Below are 16267 nucleotides of genomic sequence, written 5' to 3' on the forward strand. Positions count from 1 at the left end.
CGGCATGCTTCTCTCTTCGTCACTAACAGTTGCTTGTCGTACCGCCTTCACCTTTGCTGCGGGCTATCAAAGAATAGCCTAGTTTAGGTAGAGGGCTGAAGGTCAGCTTTTAGCGTTCCCTAACCCAAAGCCGACTGACCGCTTTCGGCCCAAAAGAAGTCGTCGTTGCGATAATCACGCTCGAATCGCGGCGCTAGAACTTCCAAGCGATGCTGGCTTGCGGGATATGGTTGATACGGTCGCGCAGAGTTCCACGCTGTGACACGATGGCAAGATAGTTTGCCCTGAGAGCGAGGTCGTCGCGTATACGGTAAGAAACCCCAATTTGCGGTCGGAATTCATCGCGATGTCTTATTGTTTCGGACCTCGGCTGAAGCAAATGAAGCCATTCGATCGAGACCGCTGCGCTTAAGTCCTTAGCAAGAGGCTGGGTGTAGCGGGCGCGCTGGCGAAGTCGGAGTTCGACCTGACCGGCTCCGTCGAAGAACCGCTCCTCCAGACGCGTACGACTATCAAATTGGTCGGCTTTCAGCGCGACCTGCTGAGTTACACGGATTTGGGTCTGACCGCCCGCTGCTTCGAAAACGCCGATCCCGCCACCAATTTTTGCAAAGCCGCTGACTTTCTGTTCGACTAGAAACCGCAGTGTTCGTTCATTACCGCCGCGCGCATCCTCACGCACGCGATAGGTGGCATCGACCGTGACGAAAGTATCCTCGTCGAGCTGCCCGTCGGCACTCGTCAGTAACCAAAACTGAAAGTCTTCGTCCTGCGCAATCGCTTGGCTCGGCTGACACATGATGAAAGCGAGTGAGCCAACGACGGCAACGAATTTGATTGATCCAAGTCCCATGACGCACCCCTTGTCGGAACCGCGAACAAACAGCGCCCAAACTTAAAAACTTTTCTGGTCGGCTATGGAAGGGGTAATCATTTTTCTGAATCTTCGCGCGAACCAGTCACCATGTAAAGAACATCGCGCGCGATACTGGCAGCATAGTCCCCGACTCTTTCGAGCTGCTTGCCGATCGAAATAATCTCGATTCCGTGACCGATACGCAGGTTACCTGCGGCCATCTCGTCCGCGCGCGCGCGAGCTAGCTTGTCGTGCATTCCATTGAGTTGGGCGTCGGCGCGGACGACCTCCTGAGCCTCAGCCGGGCTGGACTCGTTGAAGCTCTGGATGGCTGTCTCGACCATCTCGTTCGCATATTTTGCCATAGTGCGAGATCAGCGTGAGGCTATGGCCGATCTCATCGGGGCCCAGCTTCTTGACCCGCCAGGCAATGCGTTTGGCTTGGTCGCCAGTGCGTTCGAGCATCTTGCCAATGCGGATCGCGACGATGAGGAAGCGGAGGTCTTCCGCCATTGGCGCGTGCGACGTAATTGTCAGGAGAACCAGCCGCTCGATCGACAGTTCGAGTTCATCGATCACCTTATCTTTGGCGACGATTTGCTGAGCGGCTGCACGGTCGGCTGTTTCCAGCGCGGCAATCGCTTCGCCAAGCGAACACTGAGCGAGGGAAGCCATTCTGTTAATGAGGGATTCTACCTCAGCAAGCTCGTCGTCGAAGGAGGAAATCGTATGGGGTCGATCGATTACTGCATGTTTCATTACAGAATCATGACATTTTTGTTACAGTTTGGCAATCGCATTTGCGACGTAGGACAGGCGCTGCTGGAAACCAAGGTTCCTCTGAATGCAGAAAATTCATCAATTTCGGCATTGCAGCCCCATTTGCGGACTTCGATGTTCAGCCGGAAGGTGTCCGTGTGTGGGCGTCCTCTTTGTTGCCCAATTGTTGACACTGATCTCGTGATTTAAACTGGGCCGGAACATTTCAGGCGGCCTATCATTTGTTAATCAGATGGCTTGCAGCTGCTCTGCCTCCGAGCCCGATAGCGGCCAATGTGTCCTCATCGTTGAGGATGATGCGCTTATCGCACTGGCCATCGCAGATGATTTGCTGGATCACGGTTTATCCTCGAAGCATGTCGCCTGCTGCGAAGACGCCTTTGACCAGCTACGTCCGGATGCAAGCCAGTTTGCCGCGGCAATTCTCGACATTGACCTTGGCAATGATCAAACAAGCGAGCCGATTGCCAAGACACTTTCAGATCACGGGGTACCGTTCGTATTCCATAGCAGTGATGGGCCGGAGATGAAGAGGCTTGCGAAGCGCTACCAAGTCACCTCGATCAGCAAGCCTGCCCCCCAATGCTTCGTTAGTCGATCGGTTCAGGCCCTGCTCGAGCGCCAATAGCAAGAGGGCTTATCGTCCGCCGCAAGGGCCCTCCTGGGGTCGGAAGCGGTCGGTCCGGTTCTGGCATATAGAACGCGAAAAACTGCCGTTCGGTTTCCGCTCCCAATTGAGCTTGTCGCCAAACGTTCGTGACACAGCCTTTCAGATCGCAGAACTGATTAACGCCCCCAATCGAGATTTGTGGAGAAAGTGATATAGTGATCGCAAGAGGAGGGAGAAAATGTTTCAAGCTCGACACGTAATAGGTGCGGCCTTAATTGCGGTCGTAGGGCATGCCAGCTTGGCGCAGACCAGCCCTGTTCGTCCACAAATACCGCCGATCAAGACGCCAATAAAGCCGACACAGAAGGTTGAGGTGCAAAAACCGGTCACACCCTCTCGCACACCGGCAGTTCGAAGCCCTAGTGTTTCGACCAGAAGGCAAGCAGCGCCGGCAAACACGGCGATCATTCGCCCCGGCATCCGCGTCTTTGCTAAAACAAGTCCCACCAGTCGATACAACTTTGTGCATTATATCGTTCCCAATATCGCTGCTACACCTGCCTCGGAATTGATCGTGGAGCGCAAGGGAGTTTGTGGGTGGACGACCTCCTCATTCGACGGCAGCGCGGCGCCCGAAGCTGATAATCGCGAAAATTGTGCAGAGCTATTTGAAGTATACAGGGCAGCAGTCGCCCGCTTAGCCAACGATCCACCTGCAAATCGGAACTACTACGAGCTTAGGATACCAAAACGAAGTTCACTCTGGGGCAGATTGTACAATTCCGGATTTTTCAACCAGCCAGTTATGGTGATTGCCCAAGGACAGGGTGCGCGAGTCACGCGTTATCGACTACGGCCTTTGATGCCGATGGCTAGGCCGGAGGAGACTGTGGCAAAAATTGACCGCGATCGCGACGGGTTTTCCCCGATAAGTGCAGGGGGATTGGATTGCGACGACAATGATTCCAGCAGATTCCCCGGAAACATCGAAATCGCTAACGACAAAGATGAGGACTGTGACCCCAATACGATCGGAACACTTGATCGTGATGGAGATGGATTCACTGACTGGGAAGTCTCAAATCCTGCATTTGCCAGTCGCCGGCGGCCTTTAACTGGGCGAGACTGTAATGACAGAAACTCCTCGGTGCACCCTAATGCAACCGAAGACCTGACCGATGGGATAGATAACAATTGCGATGGAGATATCGATCGCATCGTCAATTAGAAAATGAGCAGGCGTTGAAGCTCAGTCGCAATGGTCATCCAGTCGTGAATGACCCCTGGTTTTTGACGACCGAAGTCAAGCCTTCGCTCTCTACCCAATCTCGGCTCAAATCTGGACTCTCCAAAGGAGCTGGAAGGCGGCGGTCCGCGTCTAGCTACAAAACGTAGATGGTAGTCATTCGGTAAATGCCCCCAAATACAGGCCCTGGTCCGAGTGAAGTTTTGGAGCAAGGTCGAAAACTACTGCGAGATGTACGTGTGACGATGGATCAGCATTTCGGAAACAATCTCAAGCTGAGCCGTTATTGGTGTTCTGAGTCAACACGATCAATTAGCAAGCGACACCTTTGATATTGAAAGCGAAACCTCGCACGGATGTGCGGTTATCGCCGCGCCAGAAAGGCAGCCGGATTGCTGCTCCAGCAACATTTTTTCGCAAACGAGGCATTCGGATCATAGGAGAGACACATCTCGCCTTAGCCGCTTCGCTTGATTCAATGAGGACACATTAGAATGAAGATTAGCGACCAAAAAGAATTCGCACAGAAACCTAAGCCACTGACCTGCGCGCCAGCGACAAGCGTGCTTGAAGCCGTTAAGCAGATGTCGGCCATGAACTATGGGTCAATTATCGTTGTCGACGGCGACGAGCAAGTGATCGGTATGATGACGGAACGCGACATTTTCCGTCGTCTCACCGCTGAGGAACTCGACCCAAAGTCCACCAAAGTCGAAGAAATCATGACGACCTCTGTCAGAACGGCAATGGCCGATGATGAGATGATCGATTGGCTTAGACTGATGTCGAACGAGCGCTTCCGCCGGCTGCCAGTTGTTGATGATGATGGCAAGTTGATTGCTGTGATGTCGCAAGGCGATTTTGTTTCATACACGTGGCCCGAGCTTCTTGAGAGATTCAAGGAGCTTACACAGGCGACCTTACCCGACCGGATCAATCCTACTTTTATTCTCGTCAGTATCTTGATCTATACGGCAGCCATCATCTTAGCCGTGGTCAGCCTCACCTGATTGCAATCCTGAGAGCAAGTATGCTTTTCCGAATGAGAGTTTCATATCGCTGCCAACCGCACCGCAGCCTCGGTATGTCCGGGCTCATTATCGTCGATGGCCCAAGGGACGACAACAATCTGCCAATTACGCAATCTGTGCCCCAAGCCAGTCCACCAGCAGTCGTTTGGCGGAGATTAGGACAAGAGCGCTCAATCAAGACCGCTGATACCGCTTGTGTCTGCTTTCCACCAGATTCTTGTCGTTGAGTTAGCGGTACGAATTACCGACATTGAAGTATCTCAGTGCTCACTCTTAGGAACTTCAAACGAACACTGCGCGCAGATCACAATCAGATGGCTCATCGCTCTCTTCGAACGCGCACGCCCGTTCAATTGCTGCACATTGCAAATCAGTGAAGCGAGTAGCCCCAGTCGCCTGGCGATCTTGTCTTGCCATGTCGATCGCGCGCCAGACCAATTGATCATTGCCCCTTGTGTCCAAAATCCGGTCAATCACGACCATTGGCTGTGTCCCGGCTGACGATAAGAAGCGCAGAAAACGAGATTAAGGAATGAGAGCCTTGCTGCCTGCTCGCATCAAACCGCGATCGTCTTCGGAGATTGCGCAGATGCCAACGTCTCGCCCGTTTTCATGACGAGTGTGGATCACTTCGCCTTCGGTTTCATCAGGTGTCTCAGCCACGTCGATCTATCCGAGTGATCGGCCCTTTCCAGAAGAGTGTCATTTGTTCTCCGCCGGAGCCTCGGTCGTCGAGATCCACGCTTGGTATCTCAGGAATCTGTTCCTCCGAGCTGTCTTCAAGTGGATCGCTAAGCACGATCGCGGCAAGCCCGCCAAAAAGCAGGATTAGGGAAACCACAACCATCCAGTCTTTCTTGGTTTTGAGACTGTGTTCGACATTTGGACCTCACCTGTCGTTCGAAAACCGCCCGCAAATTCGCGGGCGCCATGGTTTTCGGCTTGCTCGGGCCTGGGTTCAGTACTGCAACCCCCAGTGCGAATAGACAGCTCGCTGATATGCTGGATTCCAGATCGATTCATCGCTCTGATCCACTATCGGACTGCCCTTCAGCGTGTCGTCATCTACAGCTACGACGTATCCATCAACCGTTGTGTTGTAGTTGAGCGCATCCCAAGGAACAGGACGGTGTTCCTTGCCGAGACCAAGAAACCCACCAAAGCTCATGACGACCACTTTGACTTGACCGGTCGTTTTCTCGATCACGAGATACTCGACGCGACCAATCTTGTCGCCGTTCGGTCTAAAGACCTCGGTTCCCTCAACACGGTCTGATGCGATGAGATCAGATTGCTCAAGCGTCGTGTTGTCGCTCTCACGGCCTGCCCGCTCGTCGAGCGATTGGGCGACCATGGTTTCGCGGTGTGCGTTTACGGCGGCTACCATTTTTCCCTCCATTAAAGAGATCGATGGCGGATGCCCCAGTAGGCTCAAGTCGGCTTGAAAAGCTGCGACGGCATCTCGCGCGCCATCGATTTACTTAACCTACGAAAACAACCAGTCCCTTGTTCCAAGAAATTTGACGCGAACCAGAATATGCACGATGTTTAGCAAGTCCCGAAAACCGCTAAGGTTTCAGTGCAATTTTCTTAGAGGCGCGCGCACTAATAATTCGCCGGCGGATCGCTCGCCGGAAAGGTCATGTCTAGTTCCTCGTCGGTCTTGGTCCACTCATCATTTTCCGAATCGCGTATCGTCCCGGGTACCGTGTTTCGGACGTCGGACTTGCTCAAATGTGCGTCATTCTCGGCACAAGCTGCGTGTTTGCGCGCTTGGCGCTTGCTCAAGTATCGAAACCCGAGAAAGCCAAGCCCACCGATTGCGAAAACTCTCCAATACATGTTCAATTTCCCTTCCATTTCTTATACCTAGTGATACCGAGAGGTCATTGCCGTTCGCGCGATCCGCACTTTTCGCGTGTGCCAAGAAGGGAGCAACTGATGGCGGATGGAGCCGAGCAGACCACCGACTTGGGAATCGATGAATACAAGGCCAAAGATCTTTTGGCGCAGCTCCCTTTCTCGATGGTCATCACTGACCCCAATCGAGAGGACCATCCCATTATATACGTCAACCGAGCCTTCGAAAAGGTCACCGGTTACAGTGCCAGCTATGCCTTAGGACGCAATTGCCGTTTTCTACAGGAAGACGATCGCGACCAAGAGGCGCGCGACAAATTGCGTAACGCAATCAAGAACGAGGAGGCGGTCACAGTCGACCTTCGTAACTATCGAGCCAGCGGCGAGCTCTTCATCAATCGCCTGATGATTGCACCGATCCACGATGATCGTGGCGATCTTTTTGCATTTATCGGTATTCAGTCAGAGCTTAGTCCAGCGGAGAGCGAGGCGGCGATCTCTTCGAAGGAAGCATTGCAGTTGCTTCAGGAGACGCAGCACAGAGTAAAAAACCATCTCGCAATGGTGGCTTCGTTGGTACGGCTCGAAGCCCAAAGCCAGGATCAGACAGTCCCGATCCGGTCATTCGATGTTCTCGCGCGCCGGATGAGACTCTTTGAGTGTGCTCTACGACGAGTTCACGCAAACCAGTATGCCGAGGGGCGGGAGGTACGATGTTGTATCCGCTGGCGCCTATATCAGCCGCGTCGCCTCAACTGTCGGCGCGCTTGATGGTCGCAGCTCGATCAGATTGAATATCGATACCGATACGATACCTATGCGGACAAACGACGCTGCTAATCTGGGCTTGGTGGCCTCAGAAGTCTTGTCGAATACTTTCCAGCGCGCATTCATGGATCGAGCGGAAGGTCTCGTCGAAGTTCGTTTGAAAGCACTGGGATCTGACCGCGTTCGCCTAAGTATCAGCGACGATGGTGTAGGCCTCGGAGACAGTAAATGGCCCGAAGAAGGCAATCTTGGTGCGAGACTGGTTAGAGCGATAAGCCGCAGCCTGAAGGGCGAGATGAGCATGACGTCATCTGGGACCGGCGCGATTTTTACACTTGATCTGCCCAACTCGCTTCCAACAGAGATCGAGGAAGACGGGGGCCGCGCTGTCTTGAACTCCGGCCAAGGGAATCCTGATTTGCTCGCTTGAGCTGCAGCTCACTCAGTTTAACAAGGTGCATGCGGAATGACCTACAGAGGTCTGCTCTTCCGGCAAATCCGACCAAGACCGGGCGGTCCGCAATCGGCCCCGTTTCAGCCGCAACGTGAATGCATTGCGATCGGCAGCTCTTAGCTTCCTAGTTTGAAGGGTGGAATGTCGGAGATTGGGGTGGAAAGCAGAATTTCTGCTTCTGGGGATCACGCAAAACATAAGCTGTGATCAGCCCCTCAGTTATGCATGAAATCACGCTCGCTTGCCGTTTGGCTGTCCTGCTGTCGCGGAGAAGAAGCTATCAGCATCAGCGCCGGAATGAGGAACGCCCAAAGGCCCGATATCGGTAGCATGACACCACAGAAGACTACCGAGCCAGCCAAAACTAAACCGGCAGATCGAGCTCCGTCAAACGCGGCTGAACGGCGGAGCGCTGCGAGAATACTGACCCCCAACGCCAATGCCGGCCAACTGTATGCGCTGAACCAAAACGCGGCCAAAGCTTCAATATCGTCAAATGCCCATTTGCTACCGCCGAAGAGACCCGCACTGACTATGCGACCCACGGCCTCGGGAAAGAGAATATAGGTCATCGCCAAATGAAAAATTGCGAATGCGATGAGAAGGATTGCAGCCCATCTTTGCATCTTGCGATCTCCCGTCGCCAAACTGGCATACTTGATTTCATTGTCTGCTTTCGGGTGCAAGCGGCATCGTCGCTTCGTCCGCCATTAAGGTCGGTAGCTGAAGGTCTTCTTTCAACGTTTGGAGCCGAAAAGCAGACTGACTGCTGTCGGCCCAGTTTGAGCCGCAATGTGAATGAATGGGGATCGGCAGCTTTCAGCTTCGCAGTTTGAAGCGTGGAATGTCGGACATTGGGGTGGAAAGCGGACCTACGTTTTCGGCTCAGTTCGCAGGTCCCGCTTTCAAAACCGCGCCAACAGTTGTTCGCAGTTGATTTGCGAACGCAGCATCAACTTTGTCCATGGGTTGCGCGCCGAAGATTCCGCGAAAGGTGGGTCCGGACACGGCCTGATAATTCAGTGCCCCCAATAGCTGTATGATTGCGGCTAGAACTTTCGCGTCGCTAGCCTTTGCCCAATTGGGAACCGCACGGAGCATAGCAGTCAGTTCTTCCAAGAAGGACTTCAGGTGCCAGCTGCCAGCCGTTTCCGCCCGTGCTCGATTGTCGACAATTTCCCTCATCAGCAGCCTCGATCGGTTTACCTTTTCTGGTGTGTCTGAAATCATCGCCACGAAGTATTCGGCAAATTGCTTTGCGGGATCATCGCTCAGATCTGATCCCGGGCGTAGCTCTGCAAGTTCGTTCGCGATTTGCTCAAGAACGAGCCCGTAGAGTTTTGCCTTGGTTCCGAAATGATGGAGCAGGGCTTGCTTGGTGAAACCAAGCTCAGCGGCGATTTGCGCGATGCTGACCCCATAGAAGCCCCTGTCTGCGAACAACTCACGTGCTTCGGCAATCATCCGGTCACGGGTGGAGGTGGGTTCGAGGACGGCGTCTGACATTTGCGAGACTTGACACTTACCGAGCGGTAAGTCAAATACCTACCGAACGGTAAGGAGACTCGTATGGAACGCGCAACAGAACTTGAGTTGATCGACGAATTGCTCGACCTCAAAGCCGCCAAATCTCCTTTTCTGGATGAGCAAGTCGCTCTCAGCCCTGTCGAAAATTACGTCAGCGACGAGCGCTTCAAACGCGAGCAGGCGGCGATTTTCCGCAATTTGCCGCATTCGCCGGCACATTCGAGCGAGCTTGATGGTGCAGGAGCATACCTGCGGTGCGAGGTCGCAGGTCTGCCGGTACTGTTGACAAGAGACAAGCAGGGTGTCGTGCGCGCATTCCTCAATGTGTGCCGCCATCGCGGCGCGCGCCTTGTGGAAGAGGATGCTGGCTGCAAGCATCGCTTCACCTGCCCTTATCACGCATGGACCTACGCCAGTTCTGGCGAGCTAATCGGCGCACCACATTTCGAGAGCGGTTTTGAAGGCGTCGACAAATCCAAGATCGGTCTGAATGAACTGCCCACCAAGGAAGCATACGGGTTGATCTGGGTTGTTCCTGATCCCGGCGGCACGTTCGATTTCAATGACCACTTCGCTCCTATGGCTGGCGAGATAGAGAGCCTGGGCATGGCGAATATGGTGATCGCGGCGGAAGATCGGATTGAGAGCGCGGCAAACTGGAAAATCATCGTCGAAGGGGGAATCGAGGCATATCATTTCCGCGTGGCTCATCGCGCCACAATCGGTCCTTACTTTGAGGACAATTTGTCCAGTTACCGTGCCTATGGCCCGCACATGCGGTCAGTTCTTCCGCGTACCAGCATGGCTTCGCTCGGCGATGAAGATCGAGAACAATGGCGCGTGCGCGATCACGCCAATGTTCTTTATACCTTGTTTCCTACGACCCAGCTGTTGGTGCAGCAGGACCACGTCGTGTGGATCACCAGCCAACCTTCCCATCCCGGGCAGACAGGGTTGAGGCTTGTCACTCTGGCCCCCAAGAGCGGGCATTTGGCAGAGGGCAAGGATGACGCCTATTGGCGACACAATCACAAGATCACGATCATGACTCTCGAAGAGGACTTTGAGATCGGTGAAGGTATCCAGGCAGGTCTGGAATCCGGCGCCAACGATGTGCTGACATTTGGCAGGTTCGAGGGTGCACTCGACCAATTCAACCGCACCGTCGATGCCTTTATTGGGAAGAGCGAGGCAGCATGACAGACAAGCGTTTCAATCCACCGAACGGCGGCCTTGTGCCGCATATGGGCATTACTCTGGTGGGCGAAGGTGACGGTTGGCTCGAAGCAAAGATGGAGATCGGCCCTGTCCACCTTCGCTCCGGTGCCAACGCACTGCGCGCCGCAAGTGTAGTTGCGCTTGCGGACTCTGTGTGCGGGTTTGCGGCGGGCAATGCTCTGCCGGATGGAGCAAAGGGCTATACTACGGTCGAAATCAAATCGAACTTCGTTGGCACTGCGAGCGATGGCACACTGATTGCTCGCTCATCAGTTGTCCATCTTGGGCGCAGCACTCAGGTGTGGGACTCGATTGTTACGCACGAACAAACTGGACGGAAGATCGCTTACTTCCGGTGCACCCAGATGATTTTTTACTGAGACGTATCAAGGTCCGCAATTGGGGTCGTTATCAGACCGACCGCTTTCGGCTGGTATGCCGTAAACGCCTGTCTGCTCTCGGGATCGCTTCTGTGGCCGCTGTAAGGCCGCTAATGGTGGAAAGCAGTCGCTCGATGTGTAAGCTCCTGCGATGAGACGCTTACTAAAATCTGCGGCAACAATCGGCTTCTATGGTGACGAGCTGGTCCCGGGCAAAGTCACTGCTTTGCTCGGCGCGCCTCCTACGGTTGGCGTTGTTAAAGGAGGGAAGTGGACGACCTTTAGTGGTGTCGAGAAGGTCGCATATACAGGCTCGTGGCGGATCGAAGCGGAAAGGTGCGAGCCAGAGAATCTCAATCGCCAAATCGAAGGCCTTTTTGCGCAGCTGACGCCTGATCTAGCTCTCTGGCAAACGCTGACCCGACAATTCCGCGGAGTGGTGTTCTGCGGACTTTGGATGAGCACCTATAATGATGGTTTGGAACTTAGCCCTGCGTTGCGCAATTCTATAGCTGAGCGCGGCTTGCTTCTCGATTTCGACATTTACGAAAGCGATGGCACCTAAACGTCCGTAATCGGGTCGGTAGCTGAAGGTCTTCTTTCAACGTTTGGAGCCGAAAAGCAGACTGACTGCTGTCGGTAGAAGAGCCGGTAAGTGCCAGCTATCAGGTCAGCTTGTTTCAGAGATATACGGTTTTGAACAGGTACGGGTCATGGACTGATGGTATGCACGCTTCTAACTTGCCTGGATCGGTAGCGAATAAGGAGTGGACGGATGCGCAAGCTTGGCCTGATTGGCGGGATGAGTTGGCTCTCCACTCGCACCTATTACGAGCAGATCAATCGCCTTGTTCGAAACAAATTGGGCCAGCATGCGAGCGTCCCTATGGCGATTGAGAGCCTTGACTATAGGCTGCTTTCCAATCTTGAGACCGACGAAGCATGGGAGATCGCTACGTCTCAGCTCGTCGATGCCGCAAAAAGAGTCGAGGCTAGTGGAGCCGAGCGAATTTTGATTGCAGCCAACGTGATGCACCGTGCTTATGATGAGATTGCGGCAGCTGTCGATACGCCTATCTTGCATATCGCTGACTGCACGGCAACCAAGATGGAAGCCGATAGGATAGGCAAAGCATTGATGTTAGGCATGCAATCCGTTGTAACCGAGGGATACCTGCGCGACAGGTTTGAACAACGCGGGATTGAGCTGGTGTCGGCGAGCGAGTCCAGTTCTGCAGAAATCCACCGGTGTATTGTTGAAGAACTGAAACTTGGCAAGGCCACTCGCAGCGCGGAGAGGACAGTCAAGACTGCCATCGCTGTTGGTCAACAAGCGGGTGCAAAGGCGGTCATTCTTGCGTGCACAGAATTGGACCTGGTGGTCGACGTCGACGCGAATGTTCTTCCCGTTTATGACACCGCACGAATTCACTGCCAGGTGGCTGCAAATTGGTCGATGGCAGATGAAGCAAAAGACTAACGGCGGCGCTCATCATGACGAGCTAAAGCCGAGCTGCGAGTAAAGATCGTATGACAGCTCATCATTATTACGAAGCAGGCCTGAGAAACAACATAGATCACCAGGCTCCACGAAAAGTCCGACTCGCTCTCGGCTGAGCTCGACAAAAATGCGCCGACCGAGAAACGGGCATAAAAATTCCGTATAAACCTACTCCTCTCGGCAAACTATCGGGTTAGAGCAAGCTGTCAAAAGGATGGCCGCTGATTGGCGGGCTTGCTGGCTGGCTTGGATGAACAAGCCAAAGAATCCGTTCCGCTATCTTCACTCGTCACCTGATGTAATCCGCATGGTCGCGATGCTTTATGTCCGGTATCCGCTTTCGCTGCGGAACGTGGAAGACCTGCTATTCGAGCGCGGAACCGATATCTGCCACGAGACGGTACGCTTGTGGTGGAACAGGTTTGCCTCGATGTTTGCGGCTGATATCAAGCGGCAGTGGATTAGCCGGATGAATGGCAACACAAACTGGTGTTGGCACGTCGATGAATCTTCGTGAAGATCAAACGAGAGCCGCATTAATTGTGGCGCGCCGTGAATCATGAAGGCGCGATTCTGGAAAGCTATGTCACTAAGAGTCAGCCAGACGAACCAGGCTAACACGAGTGCGGCCCATGCCGAGCGAACATCGGAAATCTAGGAGAGGCCAGGAGCCAATAGTGCAAGCCCGATCGATATCCCGGGCATGCCAACCGTGATGAAGGTTCCGATCACATTTCTTTCCTCCGCTATTGGCATCCTATGGGTGAAAAGCGGCCTTCTTCAACGCATTGACCGCCTTCCACCCATAGTCATATTGTTTCACTCGGCGAGCGCAGAGCCCTGACGCGGAGGTGCCGGGATTTTGTTTCGGTCCTCACGGGCTATAACAACTGTGACATCACTCTTGCTGCCGGTCAGCTCGGCAATCAGAACCCGCGATGAATCTCCCTTTTCAGAGCACATCCAGGCGGCGAGAACGGTATCATCTGGCGTCGAATAGACGCGGCGCAAATAGCAACCCTCGAGCTTCTTCGTCAGTTCGCGCGCTGAAACGCCACGCTTGGTTGTTATCCAAGACGACATTCCCACCATATCGCTATTGTCTGCGGCGAGAAGAAAGGCGCGTAGCGGACTTACGCTGTCTTCCAAGCTCACTGGCGCTTCGACGTCGGCCTGCTCAGCCGCCTCTACCGGTGAGAATGCCAGAGGAAGCAGCGCGGCAGCGCATACGATCAGGCGGTGGGCGACGCGCCTGCCGTGGATCGCCCCTAGCAAAAGGCCTTGCTTCTTGTGAAGGGTTGCCGTCTTCATGTACCAGACTTCTTCTGCACCCATTCGGAGAAATCTTTGGAATAGGCATCGCGTAGCTCGATCTGCGCGGCTTCGACCATTGTTTCATCTTTGGGTGGGAAATGCTCTAGCGGGCTCTTCACCTGTCCTTGACCACTTGAAACCAGCTTATTGCCATCAAAGACGCGGTAGTTCCAACCGGTGAAGAGGTTCGATCCATACATCATCGCCTTATGATAGAAGATATGCGTGGTAATCAGCTCAGCGTAGCACGGTTTAGTGCTGTCGGTTATGCGCTGACCGGCCTTGATTTTCTTGTTCAATGCCTTGGTGGCAACCTTCAGTTCGGGATTGTCCTTAAGGTCTTCGTTCCAAGGCGTTGGTGCGTGGACGATGACTTCGTATTGCGCAGGATCAAGACCAAGCTTGCTGACATAGTCGAGCTTCTGAAGTTCGCTCAATTGAATGTCCGGGCCAAGATAATCGCGCATCAGCGTCTTGATATTGGTGACGCCCTTTTTGTTGGCTGCTTGGTCGGCGACCGCACCGATGGCACCAAACCCGCTCAAGAGACCCATTTTGACACCGAGATAGTTCTCGGTCGGCCAGACATGCAATTCGCATGGGGCATCGTACCGACATTGTTGGGACTGGCACGTCTGCGTCGTTCGTTACATCCTGCGCCTGGATAGGGCCATGCATCACGACCGCTACGGCCACGAGCCCGAGCGCGATACTGTCAAACTTCATTTGTGAATACCTCCACGGCTCAGGACGCACAATCGCGTTAGGCCGCAGATCAATTATCCAATGATTCGCTGATTCCTGCAATCGGATTTGAAGTGCAGCGAGGCGTAAGCCCTGTGAATTTTCAGCGCAGTGTCTGCAAGAGATATATTTGCCACATCTTGGTCTACGACTGGGTATGGGTCGTTATCAGACTGTCTGCTCTTAGCGCTTCAATACCTCGGCGAACCCGGCTGCAAATTGGGTAAAAAGCAGACGATACTTCTATTCAAGCGTCGGGAGATCCATATTGAATCAAGCGTAGCAATGTCCCGTCGCAATCGACCAAGTAGGCGATAGTCAGCTCGCTCGGCTCGACATTGGGGGCATGCAATCTTGGCCAACCCTTGTCGTGTTCGCGAATACCTGCCGCTTGGCAAGACCCGTAAAAGCTCGAAAGATCATCGAGGTGAATGCAGCAGCTAAACCAATTTTCATCAGGTTTGAGATCTGGGTGGGGAAAGAACTCCAAGCAGATATAGCCAAGTTTCAGAACCATCCAGCCGTCATCACGCCAAGTCTCGTGGAAGCCCAATGCTCCGTAAAACTTGGAAGTCGCCTCGAAGTCAGTCGACGGAAGGTTAGGTGTTGCGAGATCCATTGCTTTGCCCCCAAACTAGTAAGCGATCAGTCCTCAGGTGATCAGACAGGCACGTCGCGCTTTATCTATGAATAGCAGGTAGGTTCGGCTCCGCGCCTAGAAAAAATTGTATTGCGACAGCAACTCGCTCGTGAGCCGAGCAGCCGCTCTTGGCCAGCACCGAGCAAAGCCGCCTGTCTGTTTTCAGGATAGCATCTGAAGGCGCTGAGAGGCACTCATGACGGTGGAATGAGGTCATAGCAATCCATTCTGATCTAAACTGACCTAGGATCGGGGTCAGTCAGTATTGGAAGAAGGCCTTTGTTTCACAGATGCCTTGCTAACCGCAGTAAGTGAGTACGGCCGACGTTCGTTACTAGAACTCCGTGCTGGAACGGTTCGCTGGCTCGTCTGCTCGGCGATTAGCGCGTTCACTGTTCGCCGCTTTCACATCAGCCAATCTCTTTTTTCTGCGCCAATCCAAGTTCAATCCCCAGATAACAAGCGCCGCGACCGCCGGCACTGCAATCCAGCTAGGAAGTCGACTGGCTTGCCACGTCATGGCCACCATGATCAGGGCGATGGCGGCGGTCAAGATTCGGAGTGCTTTCATACTAATCCTTCGGAGGGTGGCGAAGTCCGCGATCTTCGGCTGGGGCACGGCTTGAAGAGCTTTCGATACCGATCGCAACGGGGGCCATGCAATCGGAGCCGGATCATCCGCTTTGGAGCTTTGACTAGTCAATAGATCAGTCCTCAACCTCAACTTGCCTCCTGCTTCGCGAGGTAGAAGCCGTCCCTTTCGATGGTGGCAATAATCTCTGAAGGCTCCACACCGAATCTGATGCGGCCTCCAACAACCACTTCAGTAAGCCCATCGGCCTTCCAACTTGAATTGGCCTTTGGCAGTTTCGTGCCGGAAATCTCGTTGGTGATTACGACCGCAGAGCTATCCGCCTCATGAAAACGATAATATGGCAAGGAATGACCTCCCCTCTCGAAAGGGAAATGGGGCTGCGCTATGGCCTCGTTACCGACATGCATAGCGCCGAATGTCATTAGACGTGCGGAAAAGCGATCATCGCTGGAGAGCTTGGACGAGAGTCTTGTTGCAGGAGGGCTCCCTTTAGAAAGCGGGCACTGCTTGCCTCAATCGTTCCTCATGTTTTCCAGCCCTTTGTCTTCGCCGGGTTTGACCGTTGGCTGGGATGCGTTCGACTTCGGCTTCACCTGCTTGGGCTTGCGAATTTCCTTGTTCGATTTACGCTGGCGTATGGACATGACTTGTTCCGATCCGAGTTGAAGCCAAAGCACTCTCCAGCTAGCTGAATAGCCGACGCTTATTTGGCTAAGGCTGTGAATTCAGGAGCTCGACAATCT

General features: G+C 53.7%; 22 protein-coding genes and 1 pseudogene. 10 read left to right on the top strand and 13 right to left on the bottom strand.

Annotated features, from left to right (window positions below; genetic code table 11):
* Window positions 1-193 precede the first annotated feature (193 nt).
* From AC0L39_RS02830 to AC0L39_RS02840, 3 genes are all read right to left on the bottom strand, one after another.
* Window positions 194-853 carry a DUF2490 domain-containing protein gene (locus AC0L39_RS02830; RefSeq protein WP_473260578.1) on the bottom strand — a complete coding sequence of 220 codons (660 nt, stop codon included), beginning with the start codon at window positions 851-853 and terminating at the stop codon, window positions 194-196.
* Between the two features lie 77 nt (window positions 854-930).
* Window positions 931-1200: a PhoU domain-containing protein gene (locus AC0L39_RS02835; protein ID WP_473260579.1), complete on the bottom strand. Its 270-nt coding sequence runs from the start codon at window positions 1198-1200 to the stop codon at window positions 931-933.
* Window positions 1154-1615 (bottom strand): phosphate signaling complex PhoU family protein, encoded by a 462-nt coding sequence (locus AC0L39_RS02840; RefSeq protein ID WP_473260581.1) that lies wholly within the window; start codon window positions 1613-1615, stop codon window positions 1154-1156. Before AC0L39_RS02840 ends, AC0L39_RS02835 begins: the two co-directional genes overlap by 47 nt.
* A 253-nt stretch (window positions 1616-1868) precedes the next feature.
* On the opposite strand from AC0L39_RS02840, the gene AC0L39_RS02845 reads away from it, so the two are divergent.
* The 3 genes from AC0L39_RS02845 (at window position 1869) to AC0L39_RS02855 (ending at window position 4502) form a co-directional block, all read left to right on the top strand.
* Window positions 1869-2264: a response regulator gene (locus AC0L39_RS02845; RefSeq protein ID WP_473260583.1), complete on the top strand. Its 396-nt coding sequence runs from the start codon at window positions 1869-1871 to the stop codon at window positions 2262-2264.
* 280 nt (window positions 2265-2544) lie between these two features.
* Window positions 2545-3474, top strand: coding sequence for a MopE-related protein (locus AC0L39_RS02850; protein WP_473260585.1), 930 nt, complete (start codon window positions 2545-2547; stop codon window positions 3472-3474).
* Window positions 3475-3986: 512 nt separating this feature from the next.
* On the top strand, window positions 3987-4502 hold the full coding sequence (locus AC0L39_RS02855) for a CBS domain-containing protein (RefSeq protein ID WP_473260587.1): 516 nt from the start codon (window positions 3987-3989) through the stop codon (window positions 4500-4502).
* Between the two features lie 546 nt (window positions 4503-5048).
* On the opposite strand, the gene AC0L39_RS02860 is transcribed toward AC0L39_RS02855, so the two are convergent.
* On the bottom strand, window positions 5049-5186 hold the full coding sequence (locus AC0L39_RS02860) for a hypothetical protein (RefSeq protein WP_473260588.1): 138 nt from the start codon (window positions 5184-5186) through the stop codon (window positions 5049-5051).
* Window positions 5187-5481: 295 nt separating this feature from the next.
* Window positions 5482-5910, bottom strand: a complete 429-nt coding sequence (locus AC0L39_RS02865; protein WP_473260590.1) for a PRC-barrel domain-containing protein — start codon at window positions 5908-5910, stop codon at window positions 5482-5484.
* A 554-nt stretch (window positions 5911-6464) separates the two neighbouring features.
* On the opposite strand from AC0L39_RS02865, the gene AC0L39_RS02870 reads away from it, so the two are divergent.
* Window positions 6465-7154, top strand: coding sequence for a PAS domain-containing protein (locus tag AC0L39_RS02870; protein WP_473260592.1), 690 nt, complete (start codon window positions 6465-6467; stop codon window positions 7152-7154).
* A 19-nt stretch (window positions 7155-7173) separates the two neighbouring features.
* Window positions 7174-7581, top strand: coding sequence for an ATP-binding protein (locus AC0L39_RS02875; protein ID WP_473260594.1), 408 nt, complete (start codon window positions 7174-7176; stop codon window positions 7579-7581).
* Between the two features lie 239 nt (window positions 7582-7820).
* Here AC0L39_RS02875 and AC0L39_RS02880 read toward each other — a convergent pair whose 3' ends face one another.
* Together AC0L39_RS02880 and AC0L39_RS02885 are read right to left on the bottom strand one after the other, a co-directional pair.
* The gene (locus AC0L39_RS02880) at window positions 7821-8291 is read right to left on the bottom strand and encodes a DUF6463 family protein (protein WP_473260596.1); all 471 of its coding nucleotides are present in this window, start codon (window positions 8289-8291) and stop codon (window positions 7821-7823) included.
* Window positions 8292-8490: 199 nt separating this feature from the next.
* A complete protein-coding gene (locus AC0L39_RS02885; protein WP_473260598.1) occupies window positions 8491-9111 on the bottom strand; it encodes a TetR/AcrR family transcriptional regulator in 621 nt (206 codons plus the stop codon).
* A 63-nt stretch (window positions 9112-9174) separates the two neighbouring features.
* Between AC0L39_RS02885 and AC0L39_RS02890 the strand changes: the two genes are divergently transcribed.
* The 5 genes and pseudogenes from AC0L39_RS02890 to AC0L39_RS02910 all read left to right on the top strand — a co-directional run.
* Complete coding sequence (locus AC0L39_RS02890; protein ID WP_473260600.1) at window positions 9175-10332, top strand: aromatic ring-hydroxylating oxygenase subunit alpha; 1158 nt, start codon at window positions 9175-9177, stop codon at window positions 10330-10332.
* Complete coding sequence (locus AC0L39_RS02895; protein WP_473260602.1) at window positions 10329-10730, top strand: PaaI family thioesterase; 402 nt, start codon at window positions 10329-10331, stop codon at window positions 10728-10730. Before AC0L39_RS02890 ends, AC0L39_RS02895 begins: the two co-directional genes overlap by 4 nt.
* 151 nt (window positions 10731-10881) lie before the next feature.
* Window positions 10882-11295 carry a DUF4279 domain-containing protein gene (locus AC0L39_RS02900; RefSeq protein ID WP_473260604.1) on the top strand — a complete coding sequence of 138 codons (414 nt, stop codon included), beginning with the start codon at window positions 10882-10884 and terminating at the stop codon, window positions 11293-11295.
* Between the two features lie 210 nt (window positions 11296-11505).
* On the top strand, window positions 11506-12210 hold the full coding sequence (locus AC0L39_RS02905) for an aspartate/glutamate racemase family protein (protein WP_473260605.1): 705 nt from the start codon (window positions 11506-11508) through the stop codon (window positions 12208-12210).
* A gap of 271 nt (window positions 12211-12481) precedes the next feature.
* Window positions 12482-12831: pseudogene (locus AC0L39_RS02910) on the top strand (DDE-type integrase/transposase/recombinase); the annotation flags it as partial.
* Between the two features lie 219 nt (window positions 12832-13050).
* Here the strand turns inward: AC0L39_RS02910 and AC0L39_RS02915 are convergent.
* From AC0L39_RS02915 to AC0L39_RS02940, 6 genes are all read right to left on the bottom strand, one after another.
* Window positions 13051-13542, bottom strand: a complete 492-nt coding sequence (locus AC0L39_RS02915) for a hypothetical protein (protein WP_473260607.1) — start codon at window positions 13540-13542, stop codon at window positions 13051-13053.
* Window positions 13539-14090: a hypothetical protein gene (locus AC0L39_RS02920; protein ID WP_473260608.1), complete on the bottom strand. Its 552-nt coding sequence runs from the start codon at window positions 14088-14090 to the stop codon at window positions 13539-13541. The genes AC0L39_RS02915 and AC0L39_RS02920 overlap by 4 nt, the downstream gene beginning before the upstream one ends.
* 446 nt (window positions 14091-14536) lie before the next feature.
* Entirely contained in the window at window positions 14537-14908 is a 372-nt protein-coding gene (locus AC0L39_RS02925; RefSeq protein ID WP_473260609.1) for a bleomycin resistance protein, read from the bottom strand.
* A 355-nt stretch (window positions 14909-15263) separates the two neighbouring features.
* The gene (locus AC0L39_RS02930; RefSeq protein WP_473260611.1) at window positions 15264-15482 is read right to left on the bottom strand and encodes a hypothetical protein; all 219 of its coding nucleotides are present in this window, start codon (window positions 15480-15482) and stop codon (window positions 15264-15266) included.
* Between the two features lie 167 nt (window positions 15483-15649).
* Window positions 15650-15868, bottom strand: a complete 219-nt coding sequence (locus AC0L39_RS02935) for a hypothetical protein (RefSeq protein WP_473260613.1) — start codon at window positions 15866-15868, stop codon at window positions 15650-15652.
* 168 nt (window positions 15869-16036) lie between these two features.
* Window positions 16037-16168 carry a hypothetical protein gene (locus AC0L39_RS02940; protein WP_473260615.1) on the bottom strand — a complete coding sequence of 44 codons (132 nt, stop codon included), beginning with the start codon at window positions 16166-16168 and terminating at the stop codon, window positions 16037-16039.
* Window positions 16169-16267: the final 99 nt, after the last annotated feature.

Source organism: Erythrobacter sp. K21-9 (genome assembly GCF_055808355.1).

Coding starts and splice junctions, on each gene's coding strand:
- AC0L39_RS02830 (WP_473260578.1), bottom strand. CDS start 853: ATGGGACTTGGATCAATCAAATTCGTTGCCGTCGTTGGCTCACTCGCT.
- AC0L39_RS02835 (WP_473260579.1), bottom strand. CDS start 1,200: ATGGTCGAGACAGCCATCCAGAGCTTCAACGAGTCCAGCCCGGCTGAG.
- AC0L39_RS02840 (WP_473260581.1), bottom strand. CDS start 1,615: ATGAAACATGCAGTAATCGATCGACCCCATACGATTTCCTCCTTCGAC.
- AC0L39_RS02845 (WP_473260583.1), top strand. CDS start 1,869: ATGGCTTGCAGCTGCTCTGCCTCCGAGCCCGATAGCGGCCAATGTGTC.
- AC0L39_RS02855 (WP_473260587.1), top strand. CDS start 3,987: ATGAAGATTAGCGACCAAAAAGAATTCGCACAGAAACCTAAGCCACTG.
- AC0L39_RS02865 (WP_473260590.1), bottom strand. CDS start 5,910: ATGGTAGCCGCCGTAAACGCACACCGCGAAACCATGGTCGCCCAATCG.
- AC0L39_RS02870 (WP_473260592.1), top strand. CDS start 6,465: ATGGCGGATGGAGCCGAGCAGACCACCGACTTGGGAATCGATGAATAC.
- AC0L39_RS02885 (WP_473260598.1), bottom strand. CDS start 9,111: ATGTCAGACGCCGTCCTCGAACCCACCTCCACCCGTGACCGGATGATT.
- AC0L39_RS02890 (WP_473260600.1), top strand. CDS start 9,175: ATGGAACGCGCAACAGAACTTGAGTTGATCGACGAATTGCTCGACCTC.
- AC0L39_RS02895 (WP_473260602.1), top strand. CDS start 10,329: ATGACAGACAAGCGTTTCAATCCACCGAACGGCGGCCTTGTGCCGCAT.
- AC0L39_RS02900 (WP_473260604.1), top strand. CDS start 10,882: ATGAGACGCTTACTAAAATCTGCGGCAACAATCGGCTTCTATGGTGAC.
- AC0L39_RS02905 (WP_473260605.1), top strand. CDS start 11,506: ATGCGCAAGCTTGGCCTGATTGGCGGGATGAGTTGGCTCTCCACTCGC.
- AC0L39_RS02915 (WP_473260607.1), bottom strand. CDS start 13,542: ATGAAGACGGCAACCCTTCACAAGAAGCAAGGCCTTTTGCTAGGGGCG.
- AC0L39_RS02925 (WP_473260609.1), bottom strand. CDS start 14,908: ATGGATCTCGCAACACCTAACCTTCCGTCGACTGACTTCGAGGCGACT.
- AC0L39_RS02940 (WP_473260615.1), bottom strand. CDS start 16,168: ATGTCCATACGCCAGCGTAAATCGAACAAGGAAATTCGCAAGCCCAAG.